Origin of the sequence: Brachybacterium sp. SW0106-09, assembly GCF_001293905.1 — a bacterium.
Lineage (GTDB): Bacteria > Actinomycetota > Actinomycetes > Actinomycetales > Dermabacteraceae > Brachybacterium > Brachybacterium conglomeratum.
This window is the reverse complement of the sequence record NZ_BCAK01000006.1, coordinates 140,421-159,614: the sequence shown is the minus strand read 5'-3', so window position 1 is coordinate 159,614 and position 19,194 is coordinate 140,421. Positions and strand designations below refer to the sequence as shown.

19 protein-coding genes and 1 pseudogene are annotated in these 19,194 nt (G+C 73.3%); 13 read left to right on the top strand and 7 right to left on the bottom strand.

Annotated elements, in window-relative coordinates; genetic code table 11:
* Window positions 1-425: 425 nt before the first annotated feature.
* From Y09_RS04875 to Y09_RS17635, 3 genes are all read left to right on the top strand, one after another.
* Window positions 426-956, top strand: coding sequence for a Dps family protein (locus Y09_RS04875; protein WP_053916511.1), 531 nt, complete (start codon window positions 426-428; stop codon window positions 954-956).
* Between the two features lie 54 nt (window positions 957-1,010).
* Window positions 1,011-1,895 (top strand): hypothetical protein, encoded by an 885-nt coding sequence (locus Y09_RS04870; RefSeq protein WP_053916510.1) that lies wholly within the window; start codon window positions 1,011-1,013, stop codon window positions 1,893-1,895.
* Window positions 1,896-2,047: 152 nt separating this feature from the next.
* Window positions 2,048-2,815: a WXG100 family type VII secretion target gene (locus Y09_RS17635; RefSeq protein ID WP_053916509.1), complete on the top strand. Its 768-nt coding sequence runs from the start codon at window positions 2,048-2,050 to the stop codon at window positions 2,813-2,815.
* 29 nt (window positions 2,816-2,844) lie between these two features.
* Here Y09_RS17635 and Y09_RS04860 read toward each other — a convergent pair whose 3' ends face one another.
* Window positions 2,845-3,489: a dihydrofolate reductase family protein gene (locus Y09_RS04860; RefSeq protein WP_053916508.1), complete on the bottom strand. Its 645-nt coding sequence runs from the start codon at window positions 3,487-3,489 to the stop codon at window positions 2,845-2,847.
* Window positions 3,490-3,659: 170 nt separating this feature from the next.
* On the opposite strand from Y09_RS04860, the gene Y09_RS04855 reads away from it, so the two are divergent.
* Window positions 3,660-4,304: a dihydrofolate reductase family protein gene (locus Y09_RS04855; RefSeq protein ID WP_053916507.1), complete on the top strand. Its 645-nt coding sequence runs from the start codon at window positions 3,660-3,662 to the stop codon at window positions 4,302-4,304.
* Between the two features lie 100 nt (window positions 4,305-4,404).
* Here Y09_RS04855 and Y09_RS04850 read toward each other — a convergent pair whose 3' ends face one another.
* Together Y09_RS04850 and Y09_RS18165 are read right to left on the bottom strand one after the other, a co-directional pair.
* A complete protein-coding gene (locus Y09_RS04850; RefSeq protein WP_010549905.1) occupies window positions 4,405-4,614 on the bottom strand; it encodes a CsbD family protein in 210 nt (69 codons plus the stop codon).
* 103 nt (window positions 4,615-4,717) lie between these two features.
* Window positions 4,718-6,660, bottom strand: a pseudogene (locus Y09_RS18165) (aconitate hydratase).
* A 309-nt stretch (window positions 6,661-6,969) separates the two neighbouring features.
* Between Y09_RS18165 and Y09_RS04840 the strand changes: the two are divergent.
* A complete protein-coding gene (locus tag Y09_RS04840; RefSeq protein WP_053916506.1) occupies window positions 6,970-8,067 on the top strand; it encodes a 3-deoxy-7-phosphoheptulonate synthase in 1,098 nt (365 codons plus the stop codon).
* 21 nt (window positions 8,068-8,088) lie between these two features.
* Here Y09_RS04840 and Y09_RS04835 read toward each other — a convergent pair whose 3' ends face one another.
* A complete protein-coding gene (locus Y09_RS04835; RefSeq protein ID WP_053916505.1) occupies window positions 8,089-8,844 on the bottom strand; it encodes an SDR family oxidoreductase in 756 nt (251 codons plus the stop codon).
* Window positions 8,845-8,995: 151 nt separating this feature from the next.
* Between Y09_RS04835 and Y09_RS04830 the strand changes: the two genes are divergently transcribed.
* Genes Y09_RS04830 through Y09_RS04805 form a run of 7 tightly spaced genes read left to right on the top strand, consistent with a single transcriptional unit; the run spans window position 8,996 to window position 14,669 of the window.
* Window positions 8,996-9,757, top strand: a complete 762-nt coding sequence (locus Y09_RS04830) for a DUF5701 family protein (RefSeq protein ID WP_082358637.1) — start codon at window positions 8,996-8,998, stop codon at window positions 9,755-9,757.
* Between the two features lie 42 nt (window positions 9,758-9,799).
* On the top strand, window positions 9,800-10,228 hold the full coding sequence (locus Y09_RS18085) for a DUF6226 family protein (protein WP_053916504.1): 429 nt from the start codon (window positions 9,800-9,802) through the stop codon (window positions 10,226-10,228).
* 7 nt (window positions 10,229-10,235) lie between these two features.
* Window positions 10,236-10,682, top strand: coding sequence for a DUF6226 family protein (locus tag Y09_RS18205; RefSeq protein WP_371440346.1), 447 nt, complete (start codon window positions 10,236-10,238; stop codon window positions 10,680-10,682).
* Window positions 10,567-12,261 carry a carbon starvation protein A gene (locus Y09_RS04820; protein WP_371440345.1) on the top strand — a complete coding sequence of 565 codons (1,695 nt, stop codon included), beginning with the start codon at window positions 10,567-10,569 and terminating at the stop codon, window positions 12,259-12,261. Before Y09_RS18205 ends, Y09_RS04820 begins: the two co-directional genes overlap by 116 nt.
* The gene (locus tag Y09_RS04815) at window positions 12,258-12,521 is read left to right on the top strand and encodes a cory-CC-star protein (RefSeq protein ID WP_010549912.1); all 264 of its coding nucleotides are present in this window, start codon (window positions 12,258-12,260) and stop codon (window positions 12,519-12,521) included. The genes Y09_RS04820 and Y09_RS04815 overlap by 4 nt, the downstream gene beginning before the upstream one ends.
* Window positions 12,512-13,573 carry an ArsA family ATPase gene (locus tag Y09_RS04810; RefSeq protein ID WP_053916502.1) on the top strand — a complete coding sequence of 354 codons (1,062 nt, stop codon included), beginning with the start codon at window positions 12,512-12,514 and terminating at the stop codon, window positions 13,571-13,573. The genes Y09_RS04815 and Y09_RS04810 overlap by 10 nt, the downstream gene beginning before the upstream one ends.
* A gap of 55 nt (window positions 13,574-13,628) precedes the next feature.
* The gene (locus tag Y09_RS04805; RefSeq protein ID WP_053916501.1) at window positions 13,629-14,669 is read left to right on the top strand and encodes a LacI family DNA-binding transcriptional regulator; all 1,041 of its coding nucleotides are present in this window, start codon (window positions 13,629-13,631) and stop codon (window positions 14,667-14,669) included.
* A gap of 4 nt (window positions 14,670-14,673) precedes the next feature.
* Here the strand turns inward: Y09_RS04805 and Y09_RS04800 are convergent, their stop codons facing one another.
* From Y09_RS04800 to Y09_RS04790, 3 genes are all read right to left on the bottom strand, one after another.
* The gene (locus Y09_RS04800; RefSeq protein WP_053916500.1) at window positions 14,674-16,158 is read right to left on the bottom strand and encodes a DHA2 family efflux MFS transporter permease subunit; all 1,485 of its coding nucleotides are present in this window, start codon (window positions 16,156-16,158) and stop codon (window positions 14,674-14,676) included.
* Window positions 16,159-16,318: 160 nt separating this feature from the next.
* The gene (locus tag Y09_RS04795; protein ID WP_053916499.1) at window positions 16,319-17,032 is read right to left on the bottom strand and encodes a response regulator transcription factor; all 714 of its coding nucleotides are present in this window, start codon (window positions 17,030-17,032) and stop codon (window positions 16,319-16,321) included.
* A complete protein-coding gene (locus Y09_RS04790; RefSeq protein ID WP_234695629.1) occupies window positions 17,029-18,312 on the bottom strand; it encodes a sensor histidine kinase in 1,284 nt (427 codons plus the stop codon). Before Y09_RS04790 ends, Y09_RS04795 begins: the two co-directional genes overlap by 4 nt.
* Before the next feature lie 102 nt (window positions 18,313-18,414).
* Between Y09_RS04790 and Y09_RS04785 the strand changes: the two genes are divergently transcribed.
* On the top strand, window positions 18,415-19,164 hold the full coding sequence (locus tag Y09_RS04785; RefSeq protein WP_053916498.1) for a GAP family protein: 750 nt from the start codon (window positions 18,415-18,417) through the stop codon (window positions 19,162-19,164).
* The last annotated feature ends 30 nt before the right edge of the window (window positions 19,165-19,194 follow it).

The following is a 19,194-nucleotide window of genomic DNA, read 5'->3' as shown; positions in this document are numbered from 1 at the left end:
GTCCTGGCTGACAGTGCACTGACCGCTTGACACCGCCATTTATCCGTACTGGTACGCCACACGCCAGTACTCGACCATGGCTCGAGGACCAGGGCGCGAGGAACGGGGCTCGAGGCCCAGGGTGCGAGGCGCCGGGCTCGCAGCCGCGGCCACGAGCCGAGGCGCGCACGGCACCGGAAGCACAGGCACGCGGCTCGGAAGCATCGGGCCGGGCCTGCACGGCACTGCCCCCCGCCCGATCAGGACGCGCCGTCATTCCTGCCGTGCCGGATCTCGGCCCTCCCGCGGCGCCCGCCGGCGGGCGCCACGTCGACCGCTCGGCCCGGAACGTTGCCGTGCCCGGTGCCTCTGATTAGCGTGCCGAGCAGTGATCGCGGTCCGTGGACCTCGCGGATCGCGCAGGTCATCGACAAGGAGGACCTCTCATGAACGACACCGTCACCGTCCCCGATCCGGCCGGATCCACGCGCACCGGGCGCGAGAACGCCGAGCAGGGCTTCCTCGCCCCCGCCGCACTCTCCAAGAATCTCCAGGCCGTCCTGGTGGACCTCACGGCCCTGCACCTGGTGGGCAAGCAGGCGCACTGGAACATCGTGGGCCCGAACTTCCGTGACCTGCACCTGAACCTCGACGAGGTGGTCGCCATCGCCCGGACGAGCGCCGACGACGTCGCCGAGCGCATGCGCGCCCTGCACGCCGCGCCCGATGCCCGCCCGGCGGTGGTCGCCGAGCAGAGCACGCTACCCGAGTTCCCCCAGGGCGAGGTGCTCACGCACGATGCGATCGACCTGATGACTGCGTCCATCGAGGGGACCGTGGGCACGATGCGCTCGGTCCACGACGAGGTGGACGAGGCGGATCCCACCTCCGCGGACATCCTGCACGGGATCATCGAGAAGCTCGAGCAGCAGGCCTGGTTCATCAGCGCGGAGACCCGCACCCCGAAGGAGCGCTGACCGTCACGTCCCCGGCGATCGCCTCCGGCACGGCGCGCCGTCATCATGGACGTCATGAGGGAGACGCACAGCTCGCGAGATGACCACCCGGTTCCCGACGACCTGTCGGTCGTCTTCTCCGCCGCCCCGGCACCGGAGGCCGAGGATGCCGCGCCCGCCGACGCCGCCGCGCTCACCGGCTGGCCGTGGTTCCTCCCTCAGGACGGGCTGCGGCACGAGGACCTGGTCCATGCGGTCGACGAGGACCCGCGGGTCGCGGCCGAGTCGCTCCCACGGATCCCGCTGGTGCGCAGGGCCGTGACCCTGCTCGAGCACATCGGCTGCGGCCGTCCGCTCACCTCGGAGGGCGAGCTCGACCCGGCCGACGTGCGCGCCCTCGCCGTGGCCATGGACCTCGACCTCGACGAGCAGGAGCTGGTCTCGATGCGCGAGATCGGGGCGATCGTCGGCCCCTGGAACTCTCTGATCGCCGGGAAGTGGCTGAGCGTCAGCGGCGGCGAGGTCGTGCCGGGAGAGGGGATGGTGCCCGCGGCGGCGCGGTCCGAGGACCCGGCGGCCTTCGTCCGCTTCGCCCGCGCCGTGATCGTGCTGCTGGTCCTCGAGAGCCTCGGCCAGGGCGGCGAGGAGGGTGGGCTGTTCGGCGGCTCGGACACGTTCAACGCCCTGCTGCACACGGTCGCGCCCGACGGGCTCCTGCTCCCGGCCACGATCCGCATCGCCCTCGATCAGGGTCTGGTGCCGGCCGATCCCGCCGGCGACCCGGATATGGACGAGATCAACCGGTACTGGCAGGCGGAGCGGGACCTCGGCACGCTCGCCGCCTATGGGCTGCTGCACCGGGAGCCGCTCCCGGACGGGCAGGCGGTCCGGTATCTCGGCACCGTCGAGGTCCTGGTCGAGGCGTACGGCGCGCTGGAGATGTTCGAGGAACTCGACTGAGCGTCGACGTGGCCGTGCGCCCCGTCCCCGGTCGGCGTCGGCGGGCATGGGGACCTCTCCCCATCGCCAACTCGCTCGGCGCTCCCTAGCATCGGCCCTGATCGCGCTCGGAACTGCGCGACCATGACGGAGCAGGGGAGAGGAACGCGGCGATGAACGCCTTCTGGGGTGCGGACACCGATCAGCTGGAGCAGCACGCGACGGCGATGCACACCGCCGCGCAGCGGCTCGTGGAGCTCCAGGAGCAGCTCTCCTCCCTGGTGATGGACGAGGCGATCTGGCGCGGCAGCGACGCGGACTCCTTCCGTGAGCGCTGGCAGTCCGACGCGCTGCAGGCCTCCGAGCGGGTAGCGGGGGACATCGACACGAAGGCGGACGAGGTCCAAGGGCACGCCTCCGAGCAGGACGGCGCCTCCGGCGAGGGAGGCATCGGCGGTGCTCTCGGCGCAGCGGGTGGTGCGGTCGGTGGCGGAATCGGTGGTGCTGTCGGTGGTGTGGCCGGCGGCGCGGTCGGCGGTGGCATCGGTGCCGGTCTCGGCAGTGCGCTCGGCGGCGCTGCGGGGGAAGCCGTCGTCGGCCTCGGGGGCGGCGGCATCGGCGAGATCCTCGGCGGCCCGGCCGGAGGCCTCGAGGGCGGCCCCGCGTTCCCGCCCATCGGCGGTCCGATCTCCGCCCCGCTCCCGGAGGGAGGCCTGAGCGGCGGTCCCGCCTGGGGGCCGGTCGACGGCGGCTTCCTCGAGGGTCTGGGGGATCCGCTGGCGGGGGGTCCGGCATTCGGTCCGATCTCGGCTCCGCTTCCCGACGGTGACTCCATCGAGGTTCCGGAGATCCCGCTGCCGGACGGTCCGGTGTTCGGTCCGATCTCCGCCCCGCTCACGGGCGGACCCATCGGCGACGCGATCGGGTACCCCCAGGACTGACGCCGACGGGGTGACGACGCGGGGCGCCGTCACCGCCGCCAGAGGAAGCAGTGCTCGACGCCGCTCGGCGCCATGCCCTTCTCCAGGTGGAAGCGGTCCTCGAGGTCCTCGGGTCGCTCCCACAGACGCAGCCCGTGCCCGTATTCGACCGGCGCGATCGAGACGTGCAGCTCGTCGATCAGGTCTGCGTCGAGGAACTCCCGCACGGTGGTGATCCCGCCGCCGATCCGCACGTCCTTACCGCCCGCGAGCTCCTTCGCCCGCTCGAGGGCCTCCGCGGGCGAGGCGTTCAGGAAGTGGAAGGTCGTCTCGCCGACCACCAGCGGCTCCCGCTCGTAGTGGGTGAGCACCACGACAGGGGTGTGGAACGGCGGCTCCTCGCCCCACCAGCCGATCCACCCGTCGTCGGTCCAGGGCCCGCGCTGGTGGCCGAACTTGTGTCGGCCCATGATCTCGACCCCGCTCCCGTGGTCGAAGTCCCGGGTCAGGCGGTCCTCGAAGCCGCGGGTGCCGACGCCGGGCTCATGGGAGGGGAAGCTGGCGGTGGCGAAGCCCCAGCCCAGCAGCGCCATGGGGTCGACGTGCCCGAAGGGCTGCTCGAAGGTCTGGTACTCGCCGGCGCCGATCCCGTCGCGGGAGACGCCGAAGTTCTGCACACGCACACTCTGGGTCATGGGGGAGTCCTCTCGGAGGCGGTCTCCATGGTGCGCCTCGCAGCGCCGCCTGTCACCGGTCCCGGCCCGTCGATCCTCACGAGTCTGCGAAGAAGGTTCCGTCCCCGCCCTGGCCCCTGCCGCCCCGTCGGCGGAGACTCGACCTCCACCATCCCGCCTCGAGAGGACCGATGATGAGACTGACCGTGAACACCTTCCTCACCCTCGACGGGGTGATGCAGGCGCCGGGCGCCGCCGACGAGGACCCCTCGGACGGGTTCACCGCCGGCGGCTGGCAGGTGCCGTACACCGCCGACGCCGACTTCGGCGAGATCGTCACCTCCTGGCTCGAGACCCCGCACACGGCGCTGCTGGGCCGGACCACCTTCGAGATGTTCCGCGCCTTCTGGCCGCAGGTCGATGACAGCGACCCCGTGGCACGGGCCATCAACCACACCCGGCGCTATGTGGTCGCCCATGCCGGCTACGAGCCGGACTGGGGCGAGACCACCGTGATCGACAGCGCCGACCCGCTGCCCGCGATCGCCCGGCTGAAGGCGGAGGGAGAGGGGGAGCTGAAGGTCAGCGGCAGCGCGCAGCTCGCCGCTGCCCTCCACGAGGCCGGGATGATCGACGAGTACCACCTGATCGTCTTCCCGGTGGTGGTCGGCGGCGGCAAGCGCCTCTTCGCCGACGGGTCACCGCCGCGCGGCTTCGCGGTGCGCAGCACCCGCACCACCGCGAGCGGTGCCGTCCATCTCGTGCTCGCCCCCGAGCCGTTCCGGACCGGCGAGTACGCGGTCGAGGACGGGCAGGAGGTCACCCGGCTGGAGTGAGCGCCCGCGGCGGAGATGCCGGAGCGCACGACGAGGGCGGCCCCACCCGGTGGAGCCGCCCTCGGGGATTCACGTGCGTCGGGCCTCGGCCCGGCGCCGATCAGTCCTGCGTGTCCTTGCCGCGCAGGCCGTCGACCGCGCCCTTGACGGTGTCGCGGGCGTCCTGGAGCTTGTCCTTGGCGTCGGCCTTGCCCTGCTGGGCCTGGCCCTCGGCCTCGGTCTCCTTGTCGCCGGTCAGCTTGCCGAGGCCCTCCTTGGCCTGGCCGCCCAGCTTGTCCTTGCTGTTCTCGAACTTCTCGTCGGTGCTCATCGCGGACCTCCTCGGTCGAGTGGACGCACGGCTCCCGTGCGATGCCTCGAGCCTACGCGCCGGCCCTGCGCGCCGTCCGACCCTCCGGTCGATCGGCCCGGCCTCACAGGTCCTGCGCGGTCAGCGGTATCCGTCCTCCGGCGAGCACCATGTCCACCTGCCGCGGCGAGAGCCGGTGGTGCAGCCGCAGGTCCTTCCCGCCGATCCGTGCGGTGAGCGCGGTGCCGGCCCGCAGCGCCGCATGCATCCCCTCGAGCACCACCTCGGCACCGACCTCGATCCCGTCGTGGTCGGCGGGGTCGTCGAACTCGAGGGCGAGGATCCCGAAGTTCGCGAGGTTCTGCCAGTGGATGCGGGCGAAGGACGTCGCGATCACGGCCCGCAGCCCCAGGTGGCGGGGCGCGATCACGGCGTGCTCGCGGGAGGAGCCCTGTCCGTCGTTCTCCCCGGCGATCACCACGTGCCCTGCCTCCGCCTCCTTCGCACGCTGCGGATAGGTCTCGTCGATCCGGGTGAAGGAGAACTCTGCGATCCTCGGGATGTTGCTGCGGAAGGGCAGCACTCGGGAGCCGGCCGGCATGATCTCGTCGGTCGAGACGTCATCGCCCATCACCAGCAGCGCCGGCACCCGCAGATCGTCCTCGATCGGCGTGGACTCCGGCAGCGTGGAGATGTTCGGGCCCTTGACGAGCTCGACCTGCGCGGCCTCCTCGGGCGGCAGCGGCGCCTGCAGCATGTCGTCGATCCGCGCGAAGCGCTCCGGCATCGCCGGGCGCGGAGACGTGATGCCGTGGCTGTCCTCGAGGGTGCGCGGATCGGTGATCACGCCGGTCAGCGCCGCGGCGGCCGCGGTCTCCGGGGAGCACAGCCACACGGAGTCCTCCTCGGTGCCGGAGAGGCCGGGGAAGTTCCGCGGCATGGTGCGCAGGGAGTTGCGGCCGGTCGCGGGGCCTGCCCCATCCCGATGCAGCCCATGCAGCCGGACTGGTGGATGCGGGCCCCGGCGGTGACCAGCGAGGTGAGCCAGCCGCCGGTGATCAGGTCCGCGAGCACCTCGCGGGAGGTGGGGTTGATGTCGAGGGACATCCCGGGTGCGGTCTGCCGCCCCTCGAGGATCTCGGCCACCACGGCGACGTCCCGCAGCCCCGGGTTCGCCGAGGAGCCGACGACGACCTGCGAGACCTCCTCCCCGGCCACGGACGCGACGGGCACGACGTTCCCGGGGGAGGAGGGCCGGGCGATCAGCGGCTCGAGGGCGGTGAGGTCGATGTGCTCGGTGCGGTCGTAGCCCGCGCCCTCGTCGGCCTCGATCCGGGTGAACTCGTCGGCGCGGCCGACGGAGTCGAGATAGTCGCGCGCCGCGTCGTCGGCCGGGAACACGGTCGCGGTCGCGCCGAGCTCCGCTCCCATGTTCGCGATGACGTGGCGATCCATCGCGGTCAGCTGCGCGAGCCCCTCGCCGTGGTACTCGATGATGCGGCCCACCCCGCCCTTCACGCCGTGACGGCGCAGCATCTCCAGCACCACGTCCTTGGCGCTGACCCAGGCGGGCAGCTCGCCGGTGAGCTCCACGCCCCAGATCTCCGGCATGGTCACGTACAGCGGCTGGCCGGCCATCGCCATCGCGATCTCCAGCCCGCCCACGCCGATCGCGAGCATCCCCAGCGCCCCGGCCGCGCAGGTGTGCGAGTCCGAGCCGATCAGGACCGCTCCGGGACGGCCGAAGTGCGCCTGGTGCACGGGATGGGAGACGCCGTTGCCGGCCTTCGAGAACCACAGCCCGAACCGCCGGGCCGCCGACTCGAGGAAGAGGTGGTCGTCGGGATTCTTCCAGTCCGTCTGCAGCAGGTTGTGGTCCACGTACTGCACGGACAGCTCGGTGCGGATCCGGTCCAGGCCCATCGCCTCGAGCTCGAGCATCACCATGGTGCCGGTCGCGTCCTGGGTGAGGGTCTGGTCCACACGCAGCCCGATCTCCTGCCCGGGATCGGCGCCGCCCTCGACGAGATGGTCGGCGATCAGCTTCTGGGCGACGTTGCGCGGCATGGATCCGTCCTCCTCACGGGTCGGACTGCCGGCGAGGCCCGTCGGCGGACCTCCTCCCACCGTACGCGGGGCCCGCGCTGCTGTCCGCTCCTCGGCTCCCGGGATGGCGCGGGCGCCGGAGACGTGTATGGTCCCTCCCATGCAGAAGCGTTGGCAGTTCTATGCGAAGTCGGCTCCGGAGGGGCCGGCCGCCGTATAGCGCCACCGACCCTCTCCAGAGCCGACATGGGCAGAGCATCCGCTCTGCCCTTCGCCATTCCCGGCGGGCTCTGCAGCAGCGGGTCCGCCCCCACCCGGAGGACAGGACCCATGACCCTTCTCGCCGCCACCCCCGTGCAGGCCGACACCGACGTCGCCCCCGACCGCCACATCGCGGGCTTCACCGCGCTGCCCACCCCCGCCGAGCTCCGCGCCGAGATGCCGCTGACCGGCGTCTCCGCCGCCCAGGTCGCCGCGCACCGCGAGCAGATCCGCGACGTGCTCACCGGCGCCGACGAACGCCTGCTGGTCGTCGTCGGCCCCTGCTCGATCCACGACCCGGAGGCGGGGCTCGACTACGCGCGACGCCTCGCGGACCTGCGCGCCGAGATGCAGGACGACCTGCTGCTGGTGATGCGCACCTACTTCGAGAAGCCGCGCACCACCGTCGGCTGGAAGGGCCTGATCAACGACCCGCACCTGGACGGCTCCCACGACATCGCCGCGGGCCTGCGCACCGCCCGCGCCTTCCTCCGCGACGTCACCGCGCTCGGCCTGCCCGCCGCGACCGAGTTCCTCGAGCCGATCAGCCCCCAGTACATCGCCGACCTCGTCAGCTGGGGCGCGATCGGGGCTCGCACCACCGAGTCGCAGATCCACCGCCAGCTCGCCTCGGGACTGTCGATGCCGATCGGGTTCAAGAACGGCACCGACGGCGGGATCCAGGTCGCGCTCGACGCGCTCAGCGCGGCGTCCGCGCCGCAGTCCTTCCTCGGCATCGGTGCCGACGGGAAGGCGGCGCTGGTCGCGACGACCGGGAACCCCGACCTCTCCCTCATCCTGCGCGGCGGGTCGGGCGGGCCGAACTTCGCCCCCGCCCAGGTCGCGGAGGCCGCAGGTCGGCTGGAGGCGGCGGGACTGCCGCAGCGCCTGATCATCGACGCCTCCCACGCCAATAGCGGCAAGGACCACGTGCGTCAGCGGGAGGTCGCGGGGCTGCTGGCCGAGCAGGTCGCGGCAGGCGGTGCCGCGATCGCCGGGATCATGCTCGAGAGCAACCTGCTCGGCGGTGCGCAGAAGCTCGACCCCGAGGTCGGCCCCGTCGGGCTCGTCCGCGGCCGCTCGGTGACCGACGCCTGCATGGGCTGGGACGCGACCGAGGAGGCGCTGCGCGAGCTCGCCGCCGGGGCGCGCCGCCGACGGGGCTGAGCGACTCGTCCTCCCCGCCCCTCAGCCGCGACGGTCCTCCGAACCCAGCCACTGCTCGAAGGTCATCTCGCCGATCCTCGCGGTCGCGGGATCGCCGCGCAGCGCCCCGGAGGCCAGCCCTCGCCAGTAGGTGCCGGGCAGTCGCAGCTCGAGCACGCGCCGGGAGATCCCGTCGTGCGCGTACTGGCGCCGGATCATCGTGGCGAGGGTGGTCGCCTCGGGGCCGATCAGGTCCGGGGCGCGTCGGGAGGGGCCGTCCTCCGCGAGATCCACCAGGTGGTGCCCGACCTCGCGGGCGGCGACCGGCCGGGAGAGCATCCGCGGGGCGAGGGTCAGCGGGCCGAGCGTGGTCTGCGCGATGATCTGGCTCGCGAACTCGTGGAACTGGGCGGCGCGGGCGATGGTGTGCGGCAGCGCCGAGGCCTCGACCAGCCGCTCCTGGGCGAGCTTGCCCGCGTAGTAGGCGGCATCGGCCGCCTCGAGTCCCACGATCGAGAGCACGATGTGGTGGCGGGTGCCGGAGCGATCCTCGGCCTCGAGCAGGTTCCTGCTGGTGGCGGTGAAGAACTCGGTCGCGCGGCGGGCGTTCTGGGTGGTGATGTTCAGGGCGTCGATGACGACGTCGGCCCCCTCGAGCGCGGCGTCCAGCCCCTGCCCGGTGAGCACGTCGACACCCTCGCGGCGGCTCAGCACCGCCGTGTCATGGCCGCGCTCGCGGGCGGCCTCGGTGATGCGTCGTCCGACCATGCCGGTGCCCCCGGCGATCGCGATCCTCATCCTGACCCTCTCCTCGGTCCCGGCGCTGCCGCCCACTCTTCCCTACCCGGCCCCGCCCGTCGAGGGGACCGAACCCCCGCGCGCACACTTCGGCGTCCTGTGCGTGACCTCAGACCGCCAGAGGCGCTGAGGTCACGCAGGGAGCGCAGAAGTGTGCACCGCCTCCCGCCGACCACTGCCCGGCAGCATCGCGGCGGGGAACATTCCCGTCAACGCCCGCGTTGTCCCTGGCCCGTCTCATCCCGCCCGCCGCGTCCTCCGAGGAGCTCCCATCACCGCCTCCACAGCCCTGCCCACCCTCGCCGCCCGGGCCGAGCGCCTGATCGACCTGGGCCTCCACACCCTCGCAGGGCTCCCTGCCGAAGCCCTGACCGATGCCGGGACCCGCGCCGGCGCCGATCGCACCGACGCGCTCCTCGCGATCGACCCCGCCCTTGCACCGCCCACGGCCCTCGCCCCGCTCATGCAGCGCGGCGAGAAGCTGGGCTTCGTCGTCGAGGACATGACCGACGTCGACGCCTTCGCCCCGACCGGCGTCGACCTGCCCGACGCGCCGGTCTACCTCGTCCATGCCCCGGACCGCGGCGACGAGTTCGAGAACGCCTCCCCGGCCGAGGCGCTCGAGTCGATCACCGCCGCCGGCCGCAGCCCGCTGCTGCTCACCGAGGGACTGCTGTGGGTGCTGCAGGTCCCCGAGGTCCTCGAGCGGAACCACTGCTTCATGACGATCGGCTCCCGGATCCGGAAGGCGAGCGGCCAGCTCGACTCCCGCACCCCGGCGCTGTGGATCTCGAGCGGCGCCGGCCGCGACGGGAAGGAGCGGAAGGACGCGCCGAAGCTCGGCTGGTGCTGGTGGAACAACCGCCACACCTGGCTCGGCATCGCGTCGGCGGGCGGCCGCGCGACCGTCTGAAAGACGTGGAGCCCGCCCGGTGCCGCGGGTAGCCTCCGCGTCTTGGACGAGCACGTACCACCCACCTGGTGGCAGGAGCATCACGCCTTCCTGCTGGAGTGCGCCGAGGAGGGTGAGGTCGATGCCGGCCCGCCCTTCTCGGCGCAGCTGCTCGACCTGCTCACCGACGTGGAGCGCACCTTCGCCGTGACCGGCGCCGATACCCCGCCCTGGCCCGACCCGCATCTCCGGCCCGACGGCGAGGACTTCCCCGTGCGCGAGGAGGAGTACAGCCGCTGCCTCGACCCCGGCAAGCACAGGATTCTCGCCGCGCGCGCCGAGGCCTGGGCCCAGGTGCCCGTCGCGAAGGGCTGGGCCGAGCGCGAGGAGATCGCGGACAGCGCTGCCCTGACCTGGCTGACCGACCCGCTGGTCACCACTCACCGAGCGACGGTCCTGCGCCCGCACCGCCCCCGACGGGCAGGACGGTGACCATGATCTGGCCCCGGCCGATGCACTGCTGCCCGGGCTCGTCGTCGGCGCCGGCGACCCGCCGCTCCCGGTCGAGACGATCCCCGACTGCGGCTGCGACGCCTGCGACTCCGGCTCCCGCGATCTGCTCGAGCTGCTCGACCAGGTGATCCTCTCGATCGTCGACGGCTCCTACGAGGCCCTGATCTCCCCGGACGGCCGGCGGGAGCCTGCCCTAGAGTGGACCCACGCGCTCGACGAGGACGCGGAGGAACCGGGGCCGAGGGCGGTCCTGTCCCCGCACCACGGTGGACGCGCTTCCCCGCCCCCGCCCCGAAGGACGACTCCTCGTGAACTCCCTGGTACTCGCCATCGTGGGAGTCGGCATGATGATCGCCGGCTACCTGCTGTACTCGCGCTATCTCTCCAAGAAGGTGTATCGGCTCGACGCCGGTTTCCGCACCCCCGCCCATGAGCTGCAGGACGGGGTCGACTACGTCCCCACCAACAAGTTCGTGCTGTGGGGCCACCACTTCACCTCCGTCGCCGGCGCCTCGCCGATCGTCGGCCCCGCGGTCGCCGTGATCTGGGGCTGGGGCCCCGCCTTCCTCTGGGTCACCCTCGGCACCGTGTTCTTCGCGGGCATGCACGACCTCGGCGCGCTGTGGGCCTCGACCCGCAACCGCGGGCAGTCCATCGGCACCCTCGCCGCGAAGTACATCGGCCGCCGCGGCAGCCGGCTGTTCCTCGTGGTGATCTTCCTGCTGCTGCTCATGGTCAACACGGTCTTCGCCGTGGTGATCTCGGGGCTGCTGGTCTCCACCCCGTCGGCCGTGATCCCCACCGGGGGCGCGCTCGTGGTCGCGGTGCTGGTGGGGCAGGCGATCTACCGCCTGAAGTGGAACCTGCCGATCGTGTCCGTGGTGGGCGTGGTCGCCCTGTACAGCCTGATCCTGCTCGGCGACCGGTTCCCCGTCGCACTGCCGGAAGGCTTCCTCGGCATCGGCGCGGAGCCGTTCTGGATCCTGGTGCTGTTCCTCTACGCGGGCATCGCCTCGATGCTGCCGGTGTGGGTGCTGCTGCAGCCGCGCGACTACATCAACGGCCTGCAGCTGTTCGTCGGCCTGATCCTGCTGTACGGCGCGGTGCTGATCTTCCGCCCCGAGGTCGTCGCCCCCATGCTCAACCAGGCCGTGCCCGAGGGGACCCCGGGCATGATGCCGCTGCTGTTCGTCACCGTCGCCTGCGGCGCGATCTCCGGCTTCCACGGCATCGTCTCCTCCGGCACCTCCTCCAAGCAGCTGGACAAGGAGACCGACGCGCGGTTCGTGGGCTACTTCGGCGCGGTGGGCGAGGGCCTGCTGGCGCTCGGTGCGATCATCGCGACCACCGCCGGCTTCCGCACCCTCGCCGACTGGGAGGCGGTCTACTCCGCGTTCAACGAGGGCGGCGTGGAGGCGTTCGTCGCCGGCGGCGGCTCCATCCTGAACGCGGGCCTCGGCATCCCGACCTCTCTGTCCGCCACGATCCTCGCCACCATGGCGGTGCTCTTCGCCGCCACCACCATGGACACCGGGGTGCGCCTGCAGCGCTTCGTGGTCCAGGAGATCGGGCAGATCCTGGGCCTGCGGCTCGGCACCTTGGTCGCGACCGCGATCGTGCTCGTGGTCTGCCTGGCGCTCGCCTTCGGCGCCGGTTCCGGGGGCACCGGTGGCATGGTGATCTGGCCGCTGTTCGGCACCACCAACCAGATCCTCGCCGCGCTGACCCTGGCGATCCTCGCCGTGATGCTCACCCGCAAGCGCCGCCCGGTGCTGCCGGTCCTGCTGCCGCTGCTGTTCGTGCTCTTCGTGAGCGTGTTCGCGCTGCTGGTGCAGGTGGGTCAGTACGCGGCCGAGGGCAGCTGGCTGCTGCTGGTGCTCGACGTCATCATCCTCGTCGCCGCGGTGTGGGTGATCGTCGAGTCCGCGATCGCGCTGACCCGCGCCCGGACGGAGCCGCCCGAGGTCGAGGGCGCCGACGAGGAGCCGCTCGAGGACTCCTCGGTCCGATGACGGCCTCGTCCCGTCTGCGCGCCCTGGCCGAGGGGCTGCACGAGTTCTACGTCGGTCCCTACCGGCGCACCTTCGCCCGCGCGCAGCGGGACGAGGACGACCTGTTCCGCATGCTCGTGATGAGCGAGATGCTCGGCGTCCCGAACCCCGCCTCCTACTACACGGCCGAGCTGCTCCCGGTCCTCTACGACGGCTTCCACGACTGGCACCGCAGGATGGGGATGGAGCGCTCGCCGCTGGAGGAGTACCGATGCTGCTGAGCCTCGCGCAGTCCCGCCGCGTGCTCTTCCTCGGCGGGAAGGGCGGGGTCGGCAAGACGACCATCGCCTCGGCGGTCGCCCTCGACGCCGCCCGGTCCGGCAGGCGCGTCCTGGTCGTCTCCACCGACCCCGCCCACAACCTCGGCCATCTGTGGGAGCGGCGCATCGGCGACCGGGTCACGCCGCTGGCCGACGGGGCGGGCGGCGGAGCGGTCCACGGCATCGAGATCGACCCCGACGCGACCACCGACCAGCACCTGCGCGACGTCGCCACGACCCTCAAGCGGCTCATGCCCCGCACCCTCCACGGCGAGGTCGACAAGCACATGGACCTCTCCCGCCGCTCCCCGGGCACCCACGAGGCGGCCGTGCTCGAGCGGATGACCGCGCTGGTCGAGCGGGGGCGGGAGGAGTTCGACCTGGTCGTCCTCGACACCGCCCCGAGCGGCCACACCGCCCGCCTGATGGCGCTGCCGGAGGTGATGACCGCCTGGACCGACGGGCTGCTCGCCCGGCGGGAGAAGTCCGCCCGGCTGGGCGCGGCACGGCGCGGACTGGAACGGCGCGGACCCGGCCGACGAGGGGAGGGCGACCTGGGCGCCTCCGTGCTCGGCTCCACCGCGCCGCGGGACCCGCTCGAGGAGCGGGACGAGGAGATCCGGGCGATCCTGCTGCGCCGCCGTGACCGGCTCGCAGCGCTGCGCGAGACCCTCACCGACCCCTCCACGACCTCCTTCGCCATCGTGCTGGCCGCCGAACGGCTGCCGGTGCTCGAGACGATCGAGCTGCACGAGGAGCTCACCCGGACCGGGGTCCACGTCGGCGCGCTCGTGGTGAACAAGCGCTCGCCCCCGGACCGCGGGGACTTACTCGCCCGCCGCCGCGCGGTGGAGGGGGAGCATCTCGCCACCCTCCACTCCGCGCTGCCCGAGGTGCCGTGCCAGGAGGTCCCGCTGGGGGAGGAGGACGTCGTCGGCCCCGCGGCACTCGCCCGCTTCGCCGGGCTGCTCGCCCCCGCGGCCACAGGCGGCCCCGGGCCGCGCCGCGGCTAGACTCGCGGGACCCGCGCCGGACGGCGCGAGGAGACGTGCCGAGGAGGACCGCCGCATGACCAGTGACGACGGCGGTCGGCCGCCGCGCGGCCCCGTGACCCTCGCGGACGTCGCCCGCGAGGCCGGCGTCTCGATCGCGACCGCATCCTTCGTGCTCTCGGGCCGCGGCGGACTGCGCTCGGCGGGCTCCGCCGAGACGAAGGCGAAGGTGCGCGCCGCCGCGGAGCAGCTCGGCTACGTCCCCAACCGGCACGCGCAGGCCATGCGCACCGGCCGCGGCGGCGGGATCGTGCTGGCGCTGGGCACTCTGGAGGACCCCTGGGGCGTGCAGCTCGCCACCCGGGTCCGCGACCGGGCCCTGGCGCACGAGCTGTCCACCCTGGTCCTCGCCGACGAGCGCTGGTACGAGTACCTCCTCGGCGCCTCCGCCGACGCCGCCCTCGTCACCAGCATCGACTTCGTCCCCGAGGGGCCCGAGCAGATGCGGCGCCTGGCCGGCTCGACCCAGACGGGGCTGGTGGCGTTCAGCGCACAGATGGAGCCCGAGGGCTTCGACGTGGTCTCCTCCTCGCCGCTGCCCGCCATCGGCAGCGCCTACCAGCGGCTGCGCTCACGGCACGAGCGGGTGCACCTGCTCGCCCCGGAGGTCGACCGGCCCGGCGGCGTCCTCGCCCATCAGCGCACCCGTGCCTTCCTCGAGGCGGCCCGCGCCCACGGCGACGACGCCGAGGCGCTCGTGCACGTCGTGCCCGAGGGCAGCCACGACACCTACCGCGCGGCGCTCGACTGGCTCGCGGGCCCGGACCGGCCGGGCGCGGTCGTCTGCTTCACCGGCTACCAGGCGGTGGCGCTGCAGCTCGCGGCCGAGCGGGCGGGCCTGTCGGTCCCGGACGACCTCGAGTTCGTCGCGATCGGCGACATCCCCGCCGGCTCGGAGTTCTTCGGCCCGATCAGCGTCTACGGCGTCGAGGACGTCTTCTCGCGGCTGGCCGGGATCCTGGTGGACCGGGCGGTGGACCGCACCGACCGGCCCGGGACCAAGCACGTCTTCGACTGGCGCTTCTTCCCCGGCACCACCACGGCCGACGACGCCTGAGCGGTCAGGCGGCCTGCGGCCGGCGCAGCGTCGTCGCGAGCAGCGCCGCGATCGAGCACATCACGCCGCCGGCGACGAAGGCCCAGTTCGCGCCCGAGGCCTGGGCGAGCTCGGCGCCCGCCCCGGACTCCGCCGCGACCGCCGCGCCGAGGGTCAGCAGCGCGATGAACACCGCGGTGCCGAGCGCCCCGGCGAGCTGCTGCAGGGTGTTGAGGATCGCGGACCCGTGGCCGTACAGCTCCTTCGGCAGCGCGCCGAGGGACAGCGCCATCAGCGGCGTCATCACCATGGACATGCCGATCCCGAGCGGCACGTTCAGCGCGATGACCAGACCCTGGGTGGCGTCGCCGTCCAGCAGCAGCATCGACGCCCAGCTCACCAGCGCCATCAGCGCCGCGCCGGGCAGCACCAGCGGCAGCGGGCCGACCCGGTCGTAGAGCGCGCCGACCAACGGCCCGAGCAGCCCCGAGGCCGCCGCTCCGGGCAGCATCGTCAGCCCCACGGCGAGGGTCGACATGCCGAGCGCCCCGGTCATGTACAGCGGCAGCGCCACGACGGTGCCGAGCATCGTGGCGAAGCACAGCAGGATCACCAGCAGGGAGACCAGGTAGGTGCGCACGGTCAGCGGGCGCAGGTCCAGCAGCGGCTCCTGGCCCCGCGCGCGCATCCGCACCTGCCGCGCGGCGAACACCGCGAGGGAGAGCAGGCCCGCGGCGGCGGCGAGCAGCGGCACCAGGCGCGCATGCCCGTCGACGATCGCGCTGATCGAGGCGAGAGCATAGATCACGCCGCCGAAGCCGATCGCGGAGAGCACCACGGAGAGCACGTCCAGGCGCACCGCGCGCGGCTCGGTGTAGTTGCGGATGAACAGCAGCCCGATCACCAGTGCGACCACGATGATCGGCAGCATCATCGCGAACAGGTGGTGCCAGGAGCCGCGGGCGAGGATGGCGCCGGAGATCGTCGGCCCGAGCGCGGGCGCCGCCGAGATCACCACGCCCACCAGACCCATCACCAGGCCGCGGGAGCGCAGCGGGACGAGCGCGAGGACGGTGGTCATCAGCAGCGGCAGCACCATCGCGGTGCCCGCCGCCTGGATCACGCGCGCCCCGAGCAGCACGGGGAAGCTCGGCGCGATGACGGCCAGCGCCGTCCCGGCGAGGAACAGCGCCATCGCCAGGAGGAACACCGAGCGCACCGACAGGCGCGTCATGAGGAAGCCGGTGGTCGGGATGACCACGGCCATGGTGAGCATGAAGCCGGTGGAGAGCCACTGCGCGGTCACGGCGGTGATCGACAGATCCTCCATCAGCACCGGCAGCGCGACCGAGAGCAGCGTCTCGTTGAGGATCATGACGAAGGCGGAGACCACGAGCACGGCGATGATCGGCGTGACCCGGGTCGTCGCGGCGGGCTCGGGGGCGGAGGTCGAGGGGCCGGCGTCCACGGCGGGCAGCTCACCGGTCGGGGTGGGGGAGGGGGCGTGCATGGCTGGCGCGCTTTCGTCGAGTGCGGTCCGACGGGCCGGGACCGGAGGCCACCCGTCGGAGGGGCGGCGGACGAGGTCCGGGCCCGCACCGATCGTCCCATGCGGCCCTGCTTCTCGTCACCGTGATATCAGGGACAGAGGGGCGGCTGGGCAGGGACGATCAGGAGCCTCGGTGCTGCTGCCACCACAGCGCCGCCTGCACGCGGGAGTCCAGGCCCAGCTTCATCAGCGCATGGGAGAGATGGGACTTCACGGTCGTGATCTCGACGAACAGCTCGCGGGCGATCTGCTGGTTCGTCAGCCCCTGCGCGACCAGCGCCAGCACGTCCTCCTCCCGGCCGGTGAGCGCGGGCTCCGGGGTGGCGGGCGCCGGGCCGACGGGCGGGGCCTCGTCGGCTGCGCCGCCCTCCCGGCCCCGCAGCGCCGCGAGCACGGTGCGGGTCGCGGCCGCCGAGAGCACCGCGTCGCCGCGGTGCACGTCCCGCACCGCGGCGAGGATCCGCTGCGGGTCCTCGGACTTCACGAGATAGCCGTCGGCCCCCGCCGCGAGCGCGCCGAGCACGAACTCGTCGAGGTCGAAGCCGGAGATCACCAGCACGCTCGCCCCGGTCTCCCGCAGCCGCGGGGTGATCTCGATGCCGGTCGCCCCGGGCATCCGCACGTCGGTGAGCACCACGTCGGGGCGGTGGGCGCGGGCGGCCTCGAGGGCGGCGGGCCCGTCGGCCGCCTCCGCGACCACGGTGATGTCCGGGGCGGAGCCCAGCAGCGCGACCATCCCCGAGCGCACGGCGGGATGGTCCTCGGCGACAACCACCCGGATCGGAGCGGAGGAGGGGCGGTCGGACGCCGCAGGGGAGGGGGACGGATCGGTCATCGCGGTGAGGCCTCCGTGGCGGTGAGAGTCGTGCCGGTCAGGGGCGGTTCGGCCGGCGGGTCGCCCGATGCGTCGACCGGGAGCACCGCCTCCACGCGCCACCCCGGGGGCCCGTCGGTGCCCGGGACCGGGCCCGAGCTCGCCGTCCCGCCGACCGCGAGCGCCCGGTGCGCGAGGGCCGCACGACCCATTCCGGCCCCCAGCGGCTCCGCACCGTCGCGGCCGTTGACCAGCTCGATCCGCACTGCGCCCTCCCGAATTCCCGCCGTGAGCCGGATCGGCGCTCGGCCGTGACGCACCGCATTGGTCACCGCCTCCGCCCCGATCCGCAGCGCCGCGGCCTGCACCGCGGGCCCCACCCGGGCGGGATCGGTGAGCGCGGGCGCGATCTCGACCTGGGCCGATGGGTCCCGCGCCCGCAGCCGTGCGGCGAGGGAGGGCCAGTCCAGGGTGGCGCTCGGCAGGGTGCCGGTGCCCTCGTCGGCGAGCACCCCGATCATCGAGCGCAGGTCTCGCAGCGCGGCCTGGGCGGAGGAGCGGGAGGCGGTCAGGGAGCTCTCCCGCGCCTCGCGGTCCTCGAGCGAGGCGGCGAGGGAGGAGTGCAGGGCGACGGCGCTGAGATGTCCGGCGATGACGTCGTGCAGGTCGTGGGCGATCGAGCGCCGCTCCGCCTCGACGGCCTGGGCGGCCCGGCTCGCGGCGAGCTCGTGCTCGAGGCCTGCCAGGCGCTCGGCCGCGCCGCGCGCCTCCCGGTGATGGCGCACCTCCCAGCCCCACAGCAGCGGCGTGCTCGCCATCAGCCCCGCGATCATCGCCACGAGGAACACCGCCGGTCCCGGCAGGCCCCCGAGCAGCGCCGCGAGCATCGCGGCCGCTGCGGCGGCGATCGAGATCGCGGTGCAGGTGCGCGCCACCCGTCGCGAGCCGTGCATGACCGGCACGAACAGCGCCTCGAACAGCAGGAAGTAGGCGGAGATCTGCCCGCCGCCGATGATCTCCGCGGTCGCCAGCGGCCCGGCGACGACGAAGGGCACCAGCGGGCGGCTGCGTCGCCAGCACAGGCTCGCGCACGCCGCCAGCAGCAGCGCGACCGAGACCCCGCGCGACCACTGCGCGCCCTCGCCGAGGAACCCTGAGTTCGAGACCCCGGAGAGGGCCAGCCCGACGACGAGCGCCGCATAGATCCCCGCGGTCAGCAGGTCGCGCCCCGTGATGCGCGGCGCACCGACGGCGGCGGTGACGGGGGCGGCGGAGGCGTCGGCGCGGACGTCGGCGGGCATGGGGCGAGCCTACGCGGCCCCGCCCGCCCGGCCCCCGGCCTCCGCCGGGTCTCGTCCCAAGGGAGGAGGACCGGCGCGCTCCCCGCCGCGCACGATGGAGCCATGGACCAGCTCGCCTCCCTCGCCGGCCCGCTCGGGCTCGTGGTGCTCGCCCTCGTCGACTCGACCTCGATGGGCACCCTCGTCATCCCCCTCGTCCTGCTCGTGGTGGGGGAGGGCGGGGCCCGCCGCGTCGCCGGGCGCACGCTGCTGTACCTCGCGGTGATCGGGGTGTTCTACCTGCTGCTCGGCGTGGCACTGCTCGCCGGCTTGCTCCCGCTCATGGAGCGCCTCGGCCACCTGCTCGCGGCCCCGCAGACCATGGTGCTGCTCGCCGCCGCCGGGGCGGCCCTGCTGTGGTGGTCCTTCCGACTCGACCCGAAGGCCATCGCCAAGCGCGGCGGGGACCCGGAGGCGTCCGCGCGGCGATGGACCGCCCGCGCCCGCCGCGCCTCGGGACGGCCCTCCGCGCTGGTCCCCCTCGCCCTCGGAGCGGGCCTGATCGAGGCGGCCTCGATGATCCCCTATCTCGCAGCGCTCGGGATCATCGCGGACATGGGCATCGGCCTGCCCCGCGGGGCGCTCGTGCTCGTCGGCTACTGCGCGGTGATGATCCTGCCGGCGCTCCTGCTGTGCGGTGCGCGGGTGCTGCTGGGGGAGCGCGGCGACCGATTCCTCGAGCGGGTCCACGACGGGGCGGTGCGCCACGCGAGCGGCGCCTTCTCCTGGACGGTGGGGATCATCGGTGTGATCCTGCTGCTGAACACCGCCGGGCCGGCGATCGGCTGGCTGAGCGGGGGCGCGATCGCCTGACCTCGTGCGAGGGCTCTGCGACGAAGAACG

Coding starts and splice junctions, on each gene's coding strand:
- Y09_RS04875 (WP_053916511.1), top strand. CDS start 426: ATGAACGACACCGTCACCGTCCCCGATCCGGCCGGATCCACGCGCACC.
- Y09_RS04870 (WP_053916510.1), top strand. CDS start 1,011: ATGAGGGAGACGCACAGCTCGCGAGATGACCACCCGGTTCCCGACGAC.
- Y09_RS17635 (WP_053916509.1), top strand. CDS start 2,048: ATGAACGCCTTCTGGGGTGCGGACACCGATCAGCTGGAGCAGCACGCG.
- Y09_RS04860 (WP_053916508.1), bottom strand. CDS start 3,489: ATGACCCAGAGTGTGCGTGTGCAGAACTTCGGCGTCTCCCGCGACGGG.
- Y09_RS04855 (WP_053916507.1), top strand. CDS start 3,660: ATGATGAGACTGACCGTGAACACCTTCCTCACCCTCGACGGGGTGATG.
- Y09_RS04850 (WP_010549905.1), bottom strand. CDS start 4,614: ATGAGCACCGACGAGAAGTTCGAGAACAGCAAGGACAAGCTGGGCGGC.
- Y09_RS04840 (WP_053916506.1), top strand. CDS start 6,970: ATGACCCTTCTCGCCGCCACCCCCGTGCAGGCCGACACCGACGTCGCC.
- Y09_RS04835 (WP_053916505.1), bottom strand. CDS start 8,844: ATGAGGATCGCGATCGCCGGGGGCACCGGCATGGTCGGACGACGCATC.
- Y09_RS04815 (WP_010549912.1), top strand. CDS start 12,258: ATGACGGCCTCGTCCCGTCTGCGCGCCCTGGCCGAGGGGCTGCACGAG.
- Y09_RS04810 (WP_053916502.1), top strand. CDS start 12,512: ATGCTGCTGAGCCTCGCGCAGTCCCGCCGCGTGCTCTTCCTCGGCGGG.
- Y09_RS04805 (WP_053916501.1), top strand. CDS start 13,629: ATGACCAGTGACGACGGCGGTCGGCCGCCGCGCGGCCCCGTGACCCTC.
- Y09_RS04800 (WP_053916500.1), bottom strand. CDS start 16,158: ATGCACGCCCCCTCCCCCACCCCGACCGGTGAGCTGCCCGCCGTGGAC.
- Y09_RS04795 (WP_053916499.1), bottom strand. CDS start 17,032: ATGACCGATCCGTCCCCCTCCCCTGCGGCGTCCGACCGCCCCTCCTCC.
- Y09_RS04790 (WP_234695629.1), bottom strand. CDS start 18,312: ATGCCCGCCGACGTCCGCGCCGACGCCTCCGCCGCCCCCGTCACCGCC.
- Y09_RS04785 (WP_053916498.1), top strand. CDS start 18,415: ATGGACCAGCTCGCCTCCCTCGCCGGCCCGCTCGGGCTCGTGGTGCTC.